General features: G+C 67.1%; 19 protein-coding genes and 1 tRNA gene. 10 read left to right on the forward strand and 10 right to left on the reverse strand.

Annotated features, from left to right (window positions below; all coding sequences use genetic code 11):
• A partial coding sequence (locus EPO55_RS08545) for an ATP-binding cassette domain-containing protein (protein ID WP_296336211.1) occupies nt 1-1,040 on the reverse strand: 1,040 nt, incomplete at its 3' end.
• An 87-nt stretch (nt 1,041-1,127) separates the two neighbouring features.
• Between EPO55_RS08545 and EPO55_RS08550 the strand changes: the two genes are divergently transcribed.
• Entirely contained in the window at nt 1,128-4,559 is a 3,432-nt protein-coding gene (locus EPO55_RS08550) for an ATP-binding protein (RefSeq protein ID WP_296336212.1), read from the forward strand.
• Here the strand turns inward: EPO55_RS08550 and EPO55_RS08555 are convergent.
• Genes EPO55_RS08555 through EPO55_RS08570 form a run of 4 tightly spaced genes read right to left on the reverse strand, consistent with a single transcriptional unit; the run spans nt 4,549 to nt 7,957 of the window.
• Nucleotides 4,549-5,190 carry a response regulator transcription factor gene (locus EPO55_RS08555; RefSeq protein ID WP_296336213.1) on the reverse strand — a complete coding sequence of 214 codons (642 nt, stop codon included), beginning with the start codon at nt 5,188-5,190 and terminating at the stop codon, nt 4,549-4,551. The genes EPO55_RS08550 and EPO55_RS08555 overlap by 11 nt on opposite strands.
• Nucleotides 5,191-5,222: 32 nt before the next feature.
• On the reverse strand, nt 5,223-6,683 hold the full coding sequence (locus EPO55_RS08560) for a DUF294 nucleotidyltransferase-like domain-containing protein (protein ID WP_296336214.1): 1,461 nt from the start codon (nt 6,681-6,683) through the stop codon (nt 5,223-5,225).
• Between the two features lie 3 nt (nt 6,684-6,686).
• A complete protein-coding gene (locus EPO55_RS08565; protein ID WP_296336215.1) occupies nt 6,687-7,349 on the reverse strand; it encodes a 3'-5' exonuclease in 663 nt (220 codons plus the stop codon).
• The gene (locus EPO55_RS08570) at nt 7,346-7,957 is read right to left on the reverse strand and encodes a hypothetical protein (RefSeq protein ID WP_296336216.1); all 612 of its coding nucleotides are present in this window, start codon (nt 7,955-7,957) and stop codon (nt 7,346-7,348) included. Before EPO55_RS08570 ends, EPO55_RS08565 begins: the two co-directional genes overlap by 4 nt.
• A 222-nt stretch (nt 7,958-8,179) precedes the next feature.
• Between EPO55_RS08570 and EPO55_RS08575 the strand changes: the two genes are divergently transcribed.
• The 4 genes from EPO55_RS08575 (at nt 8,180) to EPO55_RS08590 (ending at nt 10,999) form a co-directional block, all read left to right on the forward strand.
• Nucleotides 8,180-8,446 (forward strand): DUF4212 domain-containing protein, encoded by a 267-nt coding sequence (locus tag EPO55_RS08575; RefSeq protein ID WP_296336217.1) that lies wholly within the window; start codon nt 8,180-8,182, stop codon nt 8,444-8,446.
• A 16-nt stretch (nt 8,447-8,462) separates the two neighbouring features.
• Nucleotides 8,463-10,268, forward strand: a complete 1,806-nt coding sequence (locus EPO55_RS08580) for a sodium:solute symporter family protein (protein ID WP_296336218.1) — start codon at nt 8,463-8,465, stop codon at nt 10,266-10,268.
• A 96-nt stretch (nt 10,269-10,364) separates the two neighbouring features.
• A complete protein-coding gene (locus EPO55_RS08585; RefSeq protein WP_296336219.1) occupies nt 10,365-10,682 on the forward strand; it encodes a YggT family protein in 318 nt (105 codons plus the stop codon).
• Nucleotides 10,683-10,687: 5 nt separating this feature from the next.
• Nucleotides 10,688-10,999: a hypothetical protein gene (locus EPO55_RS08590; protein WP_296336220.1), complete on the forward strand. Its 312-nt coding sequence runs from the start codon at nt 10,688-10,690 to the stop codon at nt 10,997-10,999.
• A 10-nt stretch (nt 11,000-11,009) separates the two neighbouring features.
• Here the strand turns inward: EPO55_RS08590 and EPO55_RS08595 are convergent, their stop codons facing one another.
• A complete protein-coding gene (locus EPO55_RS08595) occupies nt 11,010-11,306 on the reverse strand; it encodes a hypothetical protein (protein WP_296336221.1) in 297 nt (98 codons plus the stop codon).
• A gap of 111 nt (nt 11,307-11,417) precedes the next feature.
• Here EPO55_RS08595 and EPO55_RS08600 point away from each other — a divergent pair, with 111 nt between their 5' ends.
• On the forward strand, nt 11,418-11,789 hold the full coding sequence (locus EPO55_RS08600; RefSeq protein ID WP_296336222.1) for a hypothetical protein: 372 nt from the start codon (nt 11,418-11,420) through the stop codon (nt 11,787-11,789).
• Here EPO55_RS08600 and EPO55_RS08605 read toward each other — a convergent pair.
• Nucleotides 11,787-11,859: transfer RNA gene (locus tag EPO55_RS08605), tRNA-Ile, on the reverse strand. The two genes, EPO55_RS08600 and EPO55_RS08605, sit on opposite strands and share 3 nt — an antisense overlap.
• A gap of 36 nt (nt 11,860-11,895) precedes the next feature.
• A complete protein-coding gene (locus EPO55_RS08610) occupies nt 11,896-12,603 on the reverse strand; it encodes a response regulator (RefSeq protein WP_363718768.1) in 708 nt (235 codons plus the stop codon).
• A gap of 316 nt (nt 12,604-12,919) precedes the next feature.
• Here EPO55_RS08610 and EPO55_RS08615 point away from each other — a divergent pair, with 316 nt between their 5' ends.
• Both EPO55_RS08615 and EPO55_RS08620 read left to right on the forward strand, forming a co-directional pair.
• Nucleotides 12,920-15,109, forward strand: coding sequence for an ATP-binding protein (locus EPO55_RS08615; RefSeq protein ID WP_296336224.1), 2,190 nt, complete (start codon nt 12,920-12,922; stop codon nt 15,107-15,109).
• Nucleotides 15,106-15,435 carry an Hpt domain-containing protein gene (locus tag EPO55_RS08620; RefSeq protein ID WP_296336226.1) on the forward strand — a complete coding sequence of 110 codons (330 nt, stop codon included), beginning with the start codon at nt 15,106-15,108 and terminating at the stop codon, nt 15,433-15,435. The genes EPO55_RS08615 and EPO55_RS08620 overlap by 4 nt, the downstream gene beginning before the upstream one ends.
• Nucleotides 15,436-15,538: 103 nt before the next feature.
• Here the strand turns inward: EPO55_RS08620 and EPO55_RS08625 are convergent, their stop codons facing one another.
• On the reverse strand, nt 15,539-15,835 hold the full coding sequence (locus EPO55_RS08625) for a GIY-YIG nuclease family protein (protein WP_296336228.1): 297 nt from the start codon (nt 15,833-15,835) through the stop codon (nt 15,539-15,541).
• 104 nt (nt 15,836-15,939) lie between these two features.
• Complete coding sequence (locus EPO55_RS08630) at nt 15,940-16,830, reverse strand: PaaI family thioesterase (protein ID WP_296336229.1); 891 nt, start codon at nt 16,828-16,830, stop codon at nt 15,940-15,942.
• A gap of 96 nt (nt 16,831-16,926) precedes the next feature.
• Between EPO55_RS08630 and EPO55_RS08635 the strand changes: the two genes are divergently transcribed.
• A complete protein-coding gene (locus tag EPO55_RS08635) occupies nt 16,927-17,712 on the forward strand; it encodes an enoyl-CoA hydratase (RefSeq protein ID WP_296336230.1) in 786 nt (261 codons plus the stop codon).
• Nucleotides 17,709-18,046: tripartite tricarboxylate transporter substrate-binding protein (locus tag EPO55_RS08640; RefSeq protein WP_296336231.1), on the forward strand; the 338-nt coding region annotated here is incomplete at its 3' end. The genes EPO55_RS08635 and EPO55_RS08640, both read left to right, overlap by 4 nt.

An 18,046-nucleotide genomic window follows, 5' to 3' on the forward strand; every position in this document is an offset into this window, starting at 1 on the left:
TTGAAGGAGAGGTCGTCGATCAGCAGGCGGTCGCCGAAACCCTTGGAGATCTTCTCGGCGGTGATGACGTGATCGCCCAGCCGCGGCCCGGCAGGGATGACGATCTGCGCCCGGTCAAGCGTCTCCTGCCTGTCCTCTTCGACCATCTGCTGATACGCGGCGATGCGGGCCTTGCTCTTGGTGCGCCGGGCCTGGGCGCTCTGACCCATCCATTCGAGCTCGCGCTGCATGGTGCGGCGGCGGGCGTCGGCGGTCTTCTCTTCGAGCTCGAGGCGTTTGTCCTTCTGTTTGAGCCACGACGAGTAGTTGCCCTCCCACGGGATGCCCTGGCCGCGGTCGAGTTCGAGGATCCAGCCCGCGACATTGTCGAGGAAGTAGCGATCGTGGGTGACGGCCACGACGGTGCCGGGAAATTCGGCGAGGTGGCGTTCCAGCCAGGCCACCGACTCTGCATCGAGATGGTTGGTCGGTTCGTCGAGCAGCAGCATGTCGGGCTTGGAGAGCAGCAGCCGGCAGAGCGCCACGCGGCGGCGCTCGCCGCCTGACAGGACGTCGACCTTGGCATCGCCCGGTGGGCAGCGCAGCGCATCCATGGCGATCTCGACGGTGCGGCCCAGGTCCCAGCCGTTGCCGGCGTCGATCTTCTCCTGCAGCTCGGCCTGCTCGGCGATCAGCTTGTCCATGTCGGCGTCGGGGTCGGAGAAGGCGTTCGACACCTCTTCGAAGCGGGCCAGCATTTTGGCCATGTCGCCGGCGCCGTCCATGACGTTGCCTAGCACGTCCTTGGTCTCGTCGAGCTTGGGCTCCTGCTCGAGGAAGCCGACCCGGGCGCCCTCGGCGGCCCAAGCTTCGCCGGTGAAGCTGTCGTCGAGGCCCGCCATGATCTTGAGCAGGGTCGACTTGCCCGAACCGTTGAGGCCGAGCACGCCGATCTTGGCGCCGGGCAGGAACGACAGCCAGATGTCCTTCAGGACCTGCTTGCCGCCCGGGAAGGTCTTGTTCAGACCCTTCATGACATAGATGTACTGGTAGGCGGCCATTGTGGGCTCCGGCTGGAAATCTAGGTTGGCGCGCTTGTAGCGGCCCCGTCGAACGGGTTCAATGACGACGGGAGAAAACGCGCACGCATGCTGGCGGAACCAACCGTCCTGGCCTTGTCGCTGGCCTATCTTGGGCTGCTGTTCGCCGTGGCCTATTTCGGCGACCGATACGCCCGCGACTGGTCGGCCAGTTCGGTGGCGCCGGCCGTCTACGGCCTGTCGCTGGCCATCTATTGCACCTCGTGGACCTTCTACGGCAGCGTCGGCCGGGCGGCCACCAGCGGCATCGACTTCATCTTCATCTACACCGGCCCTGCCCTCGTGGTGACCCTGGGCTATCCGATGGTCGCCAAGATGGTGCGGGTGGCCAAGCAGCACAATGTGACGTCGATCGCCGATTTCCTCGCCTCGCGCTACGGCAAGAGCCGCGCCGTCGGCGTCACCGCCACCCTGTTCGCCACGGTAGGCGTGCTGCCCTACATCGCGCTCCAGCTCCAGGCGGTGTCGTCGTCCTTCCGCACAATCGCCGAGCCGATCCAGGGCGTCGCCGGCGGCGTCGTGCACACCGACACGTCATTGATTGTCGCGGCGTTGATGGCGGTGTTCACCATCCTGTTCGGCGTGCGCAACGTCCAGGCCTCGGAGCAGCATCGCGGCATGATGCTGGCCATCGCCTTCGAATCGGTGGTGAAGCTGCTGGCCCTGCTGGCGGTCGGGCCGTTCGTCCTGTTCGTCCTGTTCGACGGGCCGGGCGACCTGATGGCACGGGTCGAGCAGGCGCCGGCGATCGCCGAGCGGATCACCCATGGCGGCTCGCCGCTCAGCTGGATCGTGATGTCGCTGCTTTCGGCGATGGCGTTTCTTTGCCTGCCGCGGCAGTTTCATGTCGCCGTGGTCGAGCACGGCCATCCGGCAAGCCTCAAGACGGCGCGCTGGCTGTTTCCGGTCTACCTCGTCCTGATCAACCTCCTTGTCGTTCCGATCGCCGCCGCCGGCCTGCTGCTGCTCGGGCCGAAGGCCAGCCCTGATCTCTTCGTCCTGCAACTGCCGCTTGCGAACGGCGAGGGCTGGCTGTCGGCCTTCGTCTTCATCGGCGGCCTGTCGGCAGCGACCTCGATGGTGATCGTGGCCTGCATGGCGCTGTCGGGCATGATCGGCAACGAGCTGGTGATGCCCTATCTGCTGCGGCGGCAGGCTGGTGTCGCGCGCGAGATGGGGCCGCTGGTGGTGTTCGTGCGTCGCGCCGCCGTCGTGCTCATTCTTATGGCCGGCTACGCCTACGAGCGCATCATCTCGGGCTACCTGCCGCTTGCCTCGATCGGCCTGATCTCGTTCTGCGCCGTCGCCAATCTGGCGCCCGGCCTCGTGCTCGGCCTCTATTGGCGGGGAGCCCATCGCTACGGTGTCGTGGCGGGCCTGGCCGGCGGCTTCGTCGTCTGGCTCTACGCACTCCTGCTGCCGACCCTGCACCAGAACGTGGGCGCCGCGCAGGTGGCCCCGCTAAAGCCCTACCTGCCGGCACCCCTGTCCGATCTCGATCCCGTCGGCCAGGGCTTCGTGGTCTGCATTCTGGTCAACGCGGCCCTTCTGATCGGCGTCTCGCTGTGGGCGCGGCCGATCGCCCGCGATCGCGAACAGGCCAGCTCCTTCGTGCTGGGGGCCGAGCCGGAACAGCCGGAGCAGCAGGCGCCGGCCGATGCTGCGCGCATCGAGGAGCTGCGCGAATTGCTGTCGCGCTTCGTGGGCTCGGAGCGCGCGCTGCGGGCGCTCTCCGGGGAGCGGCTGTCGATCGAGGTGGCGCTGGCGCGCGCCGAGCGCATGCTGTCGGGAACCCTGGGTTCGGCCTCGGCCCGCATCATCATCGCCGCCTTCGGGCGCCGCGGCCGGCTGCTACCACGCAGCGCACGAGCCCTGATCGACGAAGCCTCCGAGGCGATCCGCTACAACTACGAGATCCTGCGCAACACGCTCGATCACGTCGGCATGGGCATCGCCGCTTTTGACCGCGAGGGCCGGCTCGAGATCTTCAACGATCGCTTCACGACCCTGCTGTCGCTCGACGACGACGCGGTCGCCGTCGGCGCCGCGCCGCAGCAGTTCGGTGCCAGCTCGGATGTCGTGGCCTTGCTGCGCCGGCCCGAGTCGCCGCAAACGCACGAAATAGCCACTCGCGAGGGCCGCGTCATCGAGCTCCGGCTCGATCCGCTGCCCGGCGACGGCTTCGTCGCGACCTGCAACGACGTGACGGCGCGCGTCCATACTGCCCAGGCGCTGCGCGAGAGCGACCACCAGCTGCGGCAATCGACGGAAACGCTGGAACAGCGCGTGATCGAACGCACCGCCGAGCTGGAAGCGAGCCGGGCCGAGGCCGAGGCCGCCAATCTGGGCAAGACGCGCTTCATCGCCGCCGCCAGCCACGATCTGCTGCAGCCGCTCCATGCCGCGCGCCTGTTCACCGCAGCGATGATCGACCGCGATCCCGGCAACGACCTCAGCGGCAAGATCGACGCGAGCCTGGGTGCCGTCGAATCGCTGCTCGATGCGCTGCTCGACATCTCCAAGCTCGACGCCGGCGCCTTCAAGCCGGAAAAGCGGCCGTTCGCCCTGCAGCCGCTGTTCGAGTCGCTGGCCACCGCATTCGCGCCAGTCGCCGCCCGCGGCGGCGTCGAACTGGTCGTGGTGCCGACGCGCGCCTTCGTCGCGACCGATCCAGCCTTCCTGCGCCGGATTCTGCAGAATCTGCTGTCCAATGCGCTGCGCTACGGCAGGAGCGAAGGCCGGCCGCCGCGAGTCCTGCTGGGCTGCCGCCGTGTTCCCAATGCAGCGAGCGGCGACGAACTGCGGATCGAGGTCAAGGACAATGGCCCCGGCATCGCGCAGGACAAGCAGACCATCATCTTCGACGAGTTCGTCCGGCTGCAGCCCGAGGACGAGGCGCTGCGCGAGGAGCGGGGCCTGGGTCTGGGCCTCGCCATTGTCGATCGCATCGCGCGCATGCTCGACCTGCCGGTCGGCCTCGCGTCGGCGCCTGGCCGCGGCTCGACCTTCTCGGTGATGGTGCCGCGCGTGCCCGCCGTGGTGGCCGCCCCCATCGCGCCGCCGGTGTCGCAACCCATGCTGTCGATCGAGGCCGAGAGCTTCGTGCTCTGCATCGACAACGAGGCGCGCGTCCGCGAGGCGATGGCGGCCCTGCTCGGCGGCTGGGGCTGCCGCGTGGCGATCGCGGCCACGCGCGTCGAGGCGCTCGAGCAGGTGGCACGCGCCGGTCGCCTGCCCGATCTCGTGTTGGCCGACCTGCATCTCGATGAAGGACCCGACGGCCTCGAAGTCGTCGAAACCTTGCGCCGCGCCTGGGGCCACGCCGTGCCGGCGGCCCTCGTCACCGCCGACCGCGATCCGACGCTGCGTCTCAGGGCGCGGGCGCGGAACGTCGAGCTGTTGCACAAGCCGGTGAAGCCTGCGTCGTTGCGTGCGCTCCTGCGGCTGCGCAATCCGGCGGCGGGACGCCTCAGGGCCTGACGGGCTCGGCGACGGGAATGGCGAGGCTTCGCGCCTCGATGACAGCCTGGGTGCGCGAGCGCACCCCGAGCTTGCGCAGGATCACCGTCACATGTGCCTTCACGGTGGCCTCGCCGACGCCGAGCTTGTGGGCGATCTGCTTGTTCTGGTCGCCCTGGATCATGAGAGCGAGCACGCGCCACTGCTGAGGCGTGAGTTGGGCCGCGCGCTGGGAGAATGTGTCGGTGGGTTCCGATTCCGGCGGCGCGAAGATCTCACCGTCCAAAACCGCGGCAACCGTCCCCACGATCTCCTCGAGCGAGGCCGACTTGTCGATGTAGGCCGAGGCACCGAACTCGTAGGCGCGTCGCACGACCGCAGGCTCGCGCGCGGCCGAGACCACGATGATCGGCACGATGGGATGCTCGGAGCGCAACAACGCGACGCCGGTCAGGCCGTCCATTCCCGGCATGTCGAGATCGAGCAGCAAAGCATCGGTTTCGGGCTCGCGGTCGAGTGCCGCCTGTACCTGGGCCAGCGTGGATGCCACGGCGATCTGGGCGCTGGGGAATGCCTGGCCCAGCGCCGACGCGAGCGCGTCGCGAACCATCGGATGGTCGTCGGCGATCAGGAAGGAGGGGACGGCGGCCATGGTGAAAGCTTGAACCTCGTCGCAGTGTGCGGTCAAGGAGCAGACGTGATCGGCCGGTTGCTCAACGCATCGTGGACCAGTTCTGGTGTCTCGGCGGCAACGGCAAGGGCTTCTCGCAACCGCGAAGCGGCGCGCCGGCCAAGCCGCCGGGGATCGACCCGGTTGTCGGGAATGCGGCCGGCAGCGATATCCTCGAGCTGCTGGTCGAGGATGGCTTCGACGATGACGCCGCGCGCGTCGATCAGCGATCGCGCGGCATCGTCGGAGAACGCACCCTTTGCCGCCGCATCGGCAAGTCGTGTATCCGTGGCCGTCGCGGTCGATCCCCAGGCGAGCGCCACCACGCGCGCGGCCGCCACGATCGGAAACAGGCCATACCGCTTGAGATCGATGCGGCCTTCGCGCGTGCGCAGACGCCCCAGCAGATCGGTGGCTCGGGGAACGTCGTCGGTTGCCGCAGCGAGTTGGTAGAGGAAGGTAGGGGAGTGTCCGGCGGCGCGCGTGGCATGCTGGCGGAGTGCGCCGGCTAGGCGACGGGTGCCTAGCACCGCGGCGAAATCGTAGAAGATGTCGGCACCCAGCAGGGCCTCCGGCTGCGGTCGAGCGACCCAGGCGTCGACCTGCGCCTGCCAGCCGGCGAGCGAATGGCGATACGACGGGTTGCTGGCCATCACACCGCCAAGGCAATAGGGCACGCCGGCTTCGTCGAGCAGCCGGTTGATGTGTTCGGCGAAGGTGGTGAACCAGGCGCCGTCATCGGCACCGCCCTCGTGGATCAGCGCATTGTCCTGGTCCGGCGCCAGCAGCGATTCTCCGCGGCCGGCCGAGCCCAGCACGAGCAGGCACCAGGGAGCGGGCGGCTCACCTCGTCCCGCCGACTTCATCTCCGACAATGCCAACTCGCCGGCACGCGCCGTGAGGTCGCGGACAATGCCGGCGACGACGGACGACGCCTGCGTCGCGCTCACGTCCTCGCTGCGAAGGGCGCGGACCAGGGCCGGCAGCCGGTCGTGAATCGCGCGAAGGGCAAGCCCGTCCGGCGCCACGGCGATCTCATCGCCGAGCGTGAGGGCTAGGGAGGCGCGCTGCTTGAGGAGTGCGCTCGACGTCAGAATGCCGACCGGACGATCATGGTCGTCAACCACCGCCAGATGTCGCACGTCGAGGCGCGCCATGCGGGCCAGAGCGCGATAGATGGGTGCATCGGCCTCGATGGCGTGTACGGGCGCAGTCATTGCCGCCGAAACCGGGTCCGCGAGCCTGCCGGGTCCGGCCGCGACCAGGCGCAGCACGTCGCGCTCCGTCAGGATGCCGTGCAATCGACCTTCGCCGTCGAGAACGACCACCGAGCTGATGCGCCGCTCGCTCATCAGGCGCGTCGCCTCGGCAACCGACCGGTCCGGATCGATCGTGACGACTGGCGCCGTCATCAGGTCGCCGACATGGTGCCGGTAGGGAAACGAGTCGAGACGCTCGAGGGCCGCGGTGTCCATGGCTCACCGGCGCGGCGCGCGTTGGAAAGTGGCCACGCCGCCATAGGTGCCGTGGCCCCGCCCGATCAGGCGATGGGCCAGGGCGACGAACAGGTCGGCGGCCATGCGGGCGTCGCCCGCGGCGCTGTGGCGACGCCCGCTGGGTTCGATGCCCAGATGGCCGAGCAATTCGGCAAGATCGATGTGCGCCGATGGATGACCGAGGGCTGCCGCCAGGCTCGCGGTGTCGAAATGTGGCGGCTCGTGCCAGGGCAGCCGTGCGCGTGCCGCTTCGCGGTCGATGATGGCGAGATCGAAGCCGACATGGTGGCCAACCACAACGACGCCTTTGAGGCTTGCGGCGATCGCTTCGAAGGCTTCGGCAAAAGTCGGAGCGTCGGCGAGATGGGCCCGATCGAGACCATGTATGGCCGTGGCACGCGTCGGAATTTCGATACCGGGATTGATCAGGATGTCGACCGTGGGCCGTTCGGCCACGCACAGTCCTTCGTCGATGCGAATCGCCGCAAAGGAAACGATGCGATCGCGCCGGGGGTCGAGGCCTGTCGTCTCGCAATCGATCGCCACCAGCGGCAGGCGTTCGAGCGGTGTATGGGCGGCGCCGCTCCAGCGGCCGTGTGGCGCCGAGCGGCGCAGGTATCGGCCGAAGAGATCGGCGATGGTCATGGCCTCGACGCGACGAGCTCGTCGCCGAGGCGAGCCACTACCAGCAGCCTTCTCAACCGGTCATTGAAGGCGATCAAGCCGAAGGCGAAGGCGTTGGACAACACCATGCGGCTCTCGACCGGATCACGTGGGATGAAGGGAAGGGTGTCGAAGACCATCGAGCCGGTCACCGTGGCGTCGGCCTGTGGATTGACCGGCCCGACCGGCCGCGTGGCCAGTCTTGTTCGCAGTGCAGCGATGTCGGGATCCCATCCCTGAAGGCGGTGATCGGGCGTCGAATGGCGGGCGAGGATCGCCGCATAGAGATCGCCGAAGTAGGTGTCGAGCACGGCGCGCGGCGTGCCGGCGGCGAGCAGGTGCGCATGAGCAAGTCCGATCATATCGGCCAATATGGCGGCGAAACCGTCCCAACGGGACACCGTCATCTTGACCTGGAAGCGCGGGTCGGCGAAGGCCTGGGCGCTCAGGCTGCCGAGTTCGTTGCGCACGAAGTCGACTACCGAACGTTGAGCGAGATACGCCGCCTCGTCCTCGAGAAATTGCTGCAACGCAGCAAGACTCCGAACCCTGGGCTTGGGCAGGAACGGCTTGAGGAAAGACAGCATCACGAGGTCAGGCCTTCGACTTTGGTCTGATTGTGGCGATGGTTGGGCACGCCGTATCCTCCACAGATCAAGAAGTTAGGAACGCCGTATCACGGCGTCGGGGGAGGACAAAGCAGAGCATGCACTGCACGTCCACAAATCGCGCAACTACACGCCGGTCGTTCCGGCTCGTCGCTGCACGTCCCGGCAACGCCGCACAACGAATGATTGAGGAGGAATAACGGCATGGCTCCGAAACTCGATACCGCGCAGATGCACAAATACTGGACCAAGACCTCCGCGTTGATGTGGACCATCTTCGCGTTGTGGATCTTCTTCAGCTTCGTCGCCCCGCTGTTTGCGGTCCAGCTCAATTCCATCCGGTTTCTGGGCTTCCCGCTCGGCTTCTACATGGCGGCCCAGGGCTCGCTGATCGCTTTCGTCGTCCTGTGCGTCTGGAACGCGATCGCGCAGAACAAGATCGACGAAGAATTCGGCGTCCAGGAAGACTGACCGGGGGAGATGAATCATGGCTGACTCCAAGGCCGCCGGCGGCGGCTTCTACGGCAACCTCGGGAAGATCTACGGCGGCTACGCCGGCGGCTTCATCGTCTTCACCCTTATCCTCGCCGTCCTCGAACAGATGGGCGTGCCGAACAAGGTCATCGGCTACTGCTTCGTGATCCTGACGATCGGCGTCTACGCCTACATCGGCATCCTGTCGCGAACGATGGATCTGTCGGAATACTACGTCGCCGGCCGCAAGGTGCCGGCGCTGTACAACGGCATGGCCACCGGCGCCGACTGGATGAGCGCCGCCTCCTTCATCTCGATGGCGGGCGGCATCTATCTCGGCGGCTTCAACGCGCTGGGTTACGTGCTGGGCTGGACCGGTGGCTACGTGCTGGTCGGCATCCTGCTTGCGCCCTACCTGCGCAAGTTCGGCCAGTTCACCGTGCCCGACTTTCTCGGCACCCGCTACGAGGGCAACGGTGCGCGACTGTGCGGCGTCGTCGTGCTGTTCTGTGCGTCGTTCACCTATATCGTGGCGCAGTGCTTCGGCATCGGCATCATCACCTCGCGCTTCCTCGGCATCCCGTTCGAGGTCGCCATCTTCGTCGGCCTGCTCGGCATCCTGGTGTGCTCGATGCTGGGTGGCATGCGGGCGGTGACCTGGACCCAGGTGGCCCAGTACATCATCCTGATCATCTCCTACCTCGTGCCGGTCGTCTGGCTGTCGACCAAGCTGTACGGCATCCCGATCCCTGAGCTGACCTACGGCCAGGCGCTCGACCAGATCGCCGCGCTCGAAACCAAGCTCGGCGTCGTGAAGCACTACGTTGACGCCTTCACCGATGCCAAGGGGCAGTTCAGCTGGACGGAGTTCAACAACTTCTGGGCTCTGGTGCTCTGCCTGATGATCGGAACGGCCTCGCTGCCGCACATCCTGATGCGCTACTTCACGACGCCCAGCGTCCGTGAGGCGCGCACCTCGGTTGCCTGGTCGATCTTCTTCATCTTCCTGCTCTACTTCACGGCGCCGGCCTATGCCTCCTTCGCGAAGCTCGAGGTCTACCAGAACGTGATCGGTCAGCCGATCGCCAGCCTCCCGGCGTGGGTCCAGAACTGGTCCCAGGTCGGCGGCTTGCTGACCATCAAGGACGGCAACAGCGACGGCATCCTTCAGCTGTCGGAGTTCATCATCAACCAGGACATCATCGTGCTGTCGATGCCGGAAATCGCCGGCCTGCCGTACGTGGTGTCGGGCCTGGTGGCCGCCGGCGGTCTCGCCGCGGCGCTCTCCACCGCCGATGGCCTGCTGCTCGCCATCGCCAACGCGCTCAGCCACGACGTCTACTACAAGATGATCGACCCCAAGGCCTCGACGGCCCGCCGGCTGATCGTCGCGCGTGGCTTGCTGGTCGGCGTCGCGATCATCGCGGCGGCGGTCGCCGGCACGCGGCCTTCCGGCATCATCCAGATGGTGGCGTGGGCATTCTCGCTGGCCGCCGCCGGCCTGTTCGCCCCGCTGGTGCTCGGCATCTGGTGGAAGCGCACGACCAAGATCGGTGCCATCAGCGGCATGATCGCCGGCTTTGGCATCTGCCTGTTCTACCTGGTGATGACCCGCTACTGGCCGGCCGATTTCAAGGCGATGTTCGGAACCGACCTGTGGTGGGGCATCCGCAACATCTCCTCGGCCGTGTTCGGACTGCCGGCGGCATTCATCGTGACCTACGTGGTCAGCCTCATGACACCTGCGCCTTCGAAAGAGATGCAGAACTTCGTGGACTCGATCCGCACACCTGGCGGAGCTGTCGCGGCGCACAACTAGCGCCGGGCGGAACATATCGATCAGGAGCAGGGCCCCTCACGGGGTCCTGCTTTTTTTTGCGCGCTAGGCTAAGATGGACGAAGAGGAGACGATTGCGTGGGATCTCAGGATATCTGGTGGAGCTACTGGTATTTCCACATCCCCAACTATTTCCTGTCCCTGGTCTTCTACTGCCTGTTCGGCCGCTTCTTCCTGAGTTTCTTCCTGCCGCCGGACAGCCAGAACTACATCTACCGTTCGTTCCGCTGGCTCACCGAGTGGATCTACCGGCCGGTTGCCTATCTCACACCGTCGGCCATACCGCCCGTCCTGACGGCCCCGGTGGCGGCCTTCTGGGTCGCGGCCCTTCGTGTGGTGCTGTTCATGGTGCTGTACCAGCTCGGGTTGATGCCCCGGGCGCCGGCAGCGGGCTGAGCGCCATGGATCGCAATTTTCTCGTCTTCACCGTGGTCGGGATCAGCATCCTGAACGGGCTGTTCTCGCCCTTCATCGCCATTGCCATGCCGATCGCGGCGGTGCTGATGCCGGAAGTCTTTCCCCGCTCGGTCGGCTGGGTGCTGTTTTTCAGCTCGCTGCTGGTGTCATCCGCGACGCTGCTGGTCTCCGGTGTTCCCGCCGCGCTCTACGAGCGCCTGGTCGAGGGCGCGCGCGGTGGCACCGCGGCGACCGTCATCTGGCTCGTCGGGGCGGGCCTGCTCGCCTTGCCGGCGTTCCGTCACCTGCTGGGCTGAGACGCCGTTTCTAGAAGATGACCTTGAAGCTGCCGTCGGCTTGCTTCTGGGCGATGCACTGGAACAGCGCCTTCTTGCCGTCGAGCTCGTAGGGAATGTTGACGCGGATTTCTTCCTCGCCGGTGGAACCGGTGATCTTGGATTGTTCGAGGGTCGCGAATGCCGCACTGGCGACCCTGGCGTCCTTCTTCGCGGAGGCCAGGCAGACCTCGTAGGCGAGCTTGTCCTGGTTGCCCGACGACTTGCCGCAGGCGCCGAGCGCCAAGCCTGCCAGCCCTGCAATCGCCAACATCCTGAAGCCATGCATGCGCAATTCCCCCAAATCCTTATGTAGTTTTTACAGGGGCACGCTAGAGCGATTGCCGGGCGGCGGCAACGCGACATTGGTCGAAGACGGCCCGCGCGCTATCGTCGCGCCATGACCTACGACGACATCAGGCGCTACGCCGAATTGTCGGTACGGCGCGGCTGCGGCTTCGCGCTGATGGCGATCGCCACCGCCATGGTGGGCTTCTCGTCCGAACCCTGGATCGCCGTCCGTTCCGGATCGGTGTTCGTGCTGATCGCCGCCGTGGTGCTGTTCTGGAAGGGGTGGACGGCGCGTGCGCGCAACTACCGGCGCACCGAAGTCTGGTTGATGATCGAGGATGCGCCGGCGCTGCCGCGCGAGCGCCTGCAGGACATGATCGGCGGCGCCCTGGCCGACGTCTATTTCAGCCACGCGCGCCTTGCCGCCTACATGGCGCTGGCCATGTGCATCATCGCCTTCGCCCTGGGCGGCCCGCGGTAGGCCCGGCAGGATTCGAACCTGCGACATAACCGTTATGAGCGGCTCGTTCTAACCACTGAACTACGGGCCCCCACCGACCGACCGGCGCCGGGGTCGCCCTTTTACCCTATTCGGTGGGCGGCACGAACATATAGCCGACGCCGCGCACGGTGCGAATGACGGTGGGCTTTTCCGGGGTCGGCTCGATCTTGCGCCGGATGCGGGTGATGCGCAGGTCGATGGCGCGGTCGAACGGATCGCGGCTCCTGTGGCTGGTGGTTTCCAGCAGCCAGTCGCGGCTGAGCGGCCGGTTGGGGTTCTCGGCGAAGATCTTGAGCACGTCGAACTCGCCCGAGGTGAGGGCCACGTCCTGGCCGGCGGCGTCGAGCAGCAGGCGCCGGGTGAGGTCGAGGGTGAAGTCGCCCATGCGGACCCGTTCGAGCCGCGACGGCGTGGACTTGTTCACCGAGCGCCGCAGCACGCTCTTGCAGCGGGCCAAGAGCTCGCGCGGCTCGTAGGGCTTGGCGACATAGTCGTCGGCGCCGCTCTCCAGGCCCAGCACCTTGTCGACGGCATCGCCGGCGGCGGTCAGCATGATGATGCCGACCCGGGTGTTGCTCTCGCGCAGCCAGCGGGCCAGCGCGAAGCCGTCCTCCTGGCCGGGAAGCTGGACGTCGAGCAGCACGAGATCGGGCATGGCGCGGGAAATCTGGCGGCGCATCTGGGCGCCGTTCTCGACGGCAATGACGCGGAGGTCGTGGTTGACGAGATAGGTCTCGGCCGCCTTGCGCTGAAATGCGTCGTCCTCGACCAACAAAATGGAGGGCTGCTGCATAATTAATTTCCAAAAATGGATGACTTCTAATAGAGAGAAAATACCATTTATTTCCAATGAATTATAGCTCTAAGTTAACATATTTGATACAGTAATTGGGTCTCGCGGCCACAGGCTAACCACATGTTGTTTCTACCTTCCTCTCGACAAACCGGAACCGATGCCGGCCGCACGTCCGCCGCAGGCGGACGTCTTGGGGACTTGCGGCCCGACAGCGACCGCCCGTGGACAGCCGGGCGATCGCGTTTCGGAGCCGGGCGCCGGTCCTCGACGGAACGAGGGGCAGTGCAACGAGTGCCGGCGCGGATGAAGGACGATGTCGGTCGCCGCGGCTGATCCTGCCACCGGGGAGGTGGAGGAGGCGGGCTCGGCCCGACAGGAGGCCTTCGTCCGCGCCGAGCTCATTCGCCGCCTGTTCGAGGGCTCGGCCCAGTCGCGCTATTTCTCGTTCGTGCTCTGGCCGGTGATCGCGGCGATCTATTGGCGCCAGATCGACCTGCTCGAGCTCGCCAGCCCGTTCGTCGCCCATCTCGCGGTCACCTTCGGCTTCGACGTGCTGCGGCGCAATTTCAACCGCGCGCATCCCGCCGACCAGGACGTGATCCGCTGGGGCTGGTGGTTCGCCGGACTCTCCTTCCTGGCCGGCGCCTGCTGGGGCGTGGCGGGCTTCATGCTCGCCTCCAAGGATTACGAGCTGCAGCGCATGCTGCTCGGCCTGGTGCTGCTCGCCACCATCACCACCGCCGTGCCGATCCGGTCGGCGCATCCGCCGACCTTCTACGCCTTCGCCGGCGCCACCACCGCGCCGCTCCTGCTCGTGCTGCTGACCTCGGTCGATCCGTTCTTCCAGCTCGTCGGCATCGCGGGCGGCGCCTACGTCGGCCATTTGATGGCCTATGTCCGCGACGTCCATCGCTGGCAGTACGACAACATCGCGCTCGCCTTCCAGAAGGAGGACCTCGCCCGCCGCCTGCAGGTCGCCTACGACGAGGCGCGGCTGGCGCGCGATGCGGCGCTGGCCGCGCAGCGCGAGGCGGAGAACGCCAACCAGGCCAAGTCGACCTTCCTCGCCACCGTCAGCCACGAGATCCGCACGCCGATGAACGGCGTGCTCGGCATGATCGACGTCCTCGAACGCACGCAGCTTTCCCTCGAGCAGCGCGAATCGCTGGGCACGGTGCGCTACTCGGCATCGTCGCTGCTGCGCATCATCGACGACATCCTCGACTTCTCGAAGATCGAGGCCGGCCGCCTCGATCTCGAAACCCTGGAACTCTCGACCGTGGAGCTGATCGAGGGCGCGGCCGAGACGCTGGCGCCGCAGGCCGCCGCCAAGGGCCTCAAACTCGCGGCCTACGTCGCCCCCGGTGTCCCCGATCGGGTGATTGGCGACCCGCTGCGCCTGCAGCAGATCCTGTTCAATCTGCTGGGCAACGCCATCAAGTTCACCGAAGCGGGCTCGGTCCGGCTCACGCTGGAGCGCCTGCCCGATGACGGTGGCGACGATGTCAGGTTGGCCATTCGCGTCGCCGACAGCGGCATCGGCCTCACCTCCGAACAGCGCGAGCGCCTGTTCCAGCCCTTCGTCCAGGCCGACAGCTCGACCACGCGCCGCTTCGGCGGCACCGGTCTCGGCCTCTCCATCGTGCGCCGTCTGGCCGAGGCCATGCAGGGCGATGTCGAGGTTGAGAGCGAGGCGGGCGTCGGCTCGACCTTCATTGTCTCCGTGCGACTGGCCGCGGCCAGGTCCGCCGCCGAGCCGTCGCCCGAGCCTCTGCTGACGGGTCTGTCGCTCAGTCTCGTGCTGCCCGATCCCGAGGAGGCGCGCGCGATCGCCCGTTACTTCGGGGACGCCGGCGCCAAAGTCCGTGTCGCGGCCGTGCCGGCCTCGTTCGTCGGCATCGAGGTCGCAGGCCCGGCCGGAATCGCTCGGCGGATTTCCCTGCACGATGGGCCGGCTGTGGCGGAGGGCATGGCTTCAGGGCTGCCGCGCCCGTGGCGCCGCGACGTCCTGGTCCGTGCGGTGGCCCGCGCCACCGGACGGGCTGCCGTGGCAGCACCTGCCGCTCCCGATGCGTCGCGAAGCCCGACACGGCTGAAGGGCCGCGTGCTGGTGGTCGACGACAATTCGGTCAACCGCAAGATCCTGGCACGCCAGCTCGAGCTGGCCGGCGCGACCACCGATTCGGCGGCCGGCGGCGAGGAAGCGCTCGCGCTGTGGAGCCAGGGTGGCTACGACCTCGTGCTGGCCGATCTCCAGATGCCGACCATGGACGGCTTCGAGCTGGCACGGCGGATCCGCGACGGCGAGGCATCGGGCCGGCGCGCCCGCACGCCCATCCTGGCCGTCACGGCGAGCACGCTGGAAGAGCAGGAGCTGAAGAGCCGCGCGGTCGGCATGGACGGCTTCATCACCAAACCGATCGGCATCGAGCAGCTCAAGGCGACCCTCGATGTCTGGTTGAAGGGTGGTTGCAACGAGACCGAGGGAGAGCAGACGAAATGAGCAGCGCTTATGACCGCGACAAGCTCGTCGAACTGTTCGGCGACGACCCCCACACGCTGGCCGAGGTCGAGCGCGAATTCCTCGATACCGCGCGCGGTGCCGAACGCGAGATCACCGGCACCGACGACCTCGCCGCCATCGCCCGCGTGGCGCATCGCCTGAAGGGCGCGTCGGGCATGATCGGGGCGGCGGCGCTGCGCCAGATCGCCGAAGCGGTCGAACGCGCCGCCAAGGCCGAGGATCTGCCGAGCGTGCGGCGCCTGCACGGCATGTTCAGCCAGGAAGTGCGCCGCGTCGCCGAACAGGCCGGCGTTACAGTCGACTAGCGTCGCGGACTCGGGTCAGCATGAGGTATTTTGTACCCACCAACACCTCACCCTGAGGAGCGGCCGTAGGCCGCGTCTCGAAGGGTAGGCAACGGGAGTCGGTCTATGTCCGCCTCTTTGCCAGAGACCGGATCGCCTCGTAGTCGCCCCGGATCAGTGCCTCTTTTTTGGCGCGCGACCAGCCCTTGATCTGACGCTCGACGGCGATGGCGTCGATGATATCGAGAAAATGCTGTGACCAGACCAACTCTACCGGCAATCGCTTTGAGGTGTAACCCGCGTACGTTCCATTGCTGTGTTCGGAAAGGCGCCGCTCCAACCCAAGCCGGGCCGATCCAACATAGTAACTGCCGTCGGCACAACGCAGCATGTAGACGTGGGCGCCGGGTTCCTCGAACATGCGACCTTCTGTTGCCCACCCTTCGAGACGCGGCCTACGGCCGCTCCTCAGGGTGAGGTTAGTGTGATGTCACTCTCTCTCGAAATACACTCTAGCGCCCGGGACTAGCTGCGGGGCCGCAGCATCATCGTCGCCGAATAGGAGAGCAGGCCGCGGCCGTTCTGCTCGACCAGCCCGCGCAGGAAGGCGATCGACTTGCCGCGCCGCGGGATCTCGACCCGCGTCGTGAGCGGCGCCGTGGTATCGCCGCCCGACAGGAACTCGGCGGCGAAGGAAACCGTCGACGGTGCCATTTCGGTCGCCAGCGCGGCGGCCCGCGTGATCGCCGAATCGGCGAAGCTCATCAGGTAGCCGCCGTGCAGTGCGCCGCCGGAATTGCACATGCGTGGCAGCGTTGGCTGCACCGCCGAGGCGCCCTCCGGCTCCGCCTTGATGTAGATGGGACCGATATGACGTGAATAGGCGCTCGCGGTAGCAAACAGGTCGAACCCTGCCGGCACCTTTTGCGCGACCGCCTCGACGGGACGTGAACCTGTCTCTTCCTTGCGCGCCATCGCCTTGGCGCGCGCCACATGCCGGCACACGCCCGACCACAGCGCGATCGTCCTGCCCTCCTGGGTAATGGTGCCGCGCGCGAAGGCGAGGCGCCCCGTGACCTGCAGCGGCTCGCCGCGCGCCTCCAGCGGCGGCCCGATGTGCGCACCGTCGAGGAATTCGGCGGCGATGCTGACCGTCAGGGCGAAGGAGGTGTTGGTGCCGCCGTCGGCGGCGCGACCGGCGACCAGGCAGAGTGCGTAGTCGGCGAAGGTGAGCAGGGCGCCGCCATGGACGCCGCCGGCGTAGTTGCCGTGGGCGGCATGGGTCGGCAGCACGCAATGGACGCTGCCGGCCTGCCGCGCGTCTCCGTCGAGCCGGTAGTAGATCGGACCCATGTGGTCTTCGAACGGATCGGGGGGCACGAACACCGAGTAGGCCGCAAGATTGATGTCGGGCACGGGGCGGGGCCTTCCGGTTCGCGCTTGTGAAGAGTTGTTCGGCGGCTCTAATAGGGGAAATTCCCCCGAGACAAAAGAGCCACGGAGCGAAACGTCATGGCGGCAGGCGCGCATAAGGTCGATATCTCCTGGGACCGCCGGCCGGGCGGTGTGGTCGCGCATGTCGTATTCGACAATGCGCGCCGCCTGAACGTCCTCAATCCGCCCGCGCTCCTCGACCTCACGGAGGCGTTCCGTTCGCTGGCTCGCGAGGACGATCTGCGCGTCGTGGTGCTCTCGGGCGCCGGCGGCCGGGCCTTCATCGGCGGCGCCGACATCAACCACATGGCGGCGATGCGCCAGGCCGAGGATGGCCGCGCCTTCATCACCCTGGTCCACAAGCTCTGCCAGTCGATCCGCGACTGCCCCGTGCCGGTGATCTGCCGATTGGAAGGTTACACGCTGGGCGCCGGCCTCGAAGTGGCGGCGGCCTGCGACATGCGCATCGCCGCGGACGACGCCCATTTCGGCATGCCCGAGGTCAAGGTCGGCGTTCCCTCCGTGGTCGAGGCGGCGCTGCTGCCGCGCCTGATCGGCTGGGGGCGGACCTCGTGGATGCTGCTCACGGCCGAGAACATCGGCGCTGCCAAGGCCGAGGCCTGGGGGCTCGTCGAGGAAGTCGTGCCGGCCGCGAAGATCGCCGAGGCGGTCGAGCGTTGCGTGCGATCGATCGTCGAGGGAACGCCGCTCGCCGTGCGGGCGCAGAAGCGCCTGATGCGGCGCTGGGAGCGGCTCTCGCTCGACGAGGCGGTGCAGGCCGGCATCGACGCCTTCGCCCAGTCGGTGAGCGACGGCGAACACATCGCGCCCATGACGGCGTTCGTGAACAGAAAGAAGAAATGATGACGATGCTCAATCGACGCCACCTCCTGGGTTCTGCCGCCGCCCTGGCCCTGTCTGCTCCGGCGCGCGCCCAAGCCTACCCGGCCAAGCAGGTGACGATCGTCGTTCCCTTCACCGCGGGCAGCGGCACCGACACCATGGCGCGGATCTTCGCGGAAAGACTGGCGGCCGTTGGCGGCCAGCCGGTGGTGGTCGACAACAAGCCCGGCGCCAACGGCGGCCTGGCTGCCGCTGCCGTCGCCCGCGCGGCGCCTGACGGCTACACGCTGATGATGACGACCAACAGCTCGCACGCCGCCAATCTCGCCCTGTTCAAGAGCCTGCCCTACGATCC

Origin of the sequence: Reyranella sp., assembly GCF_004296935.1 — a bacterium.
Taxonomy (GTDB): domain Bacteria; phylum Pseudomonadota; class Alphaproteobacteria; order Reyranellales; family Reyranellaceae; genus Reyranella.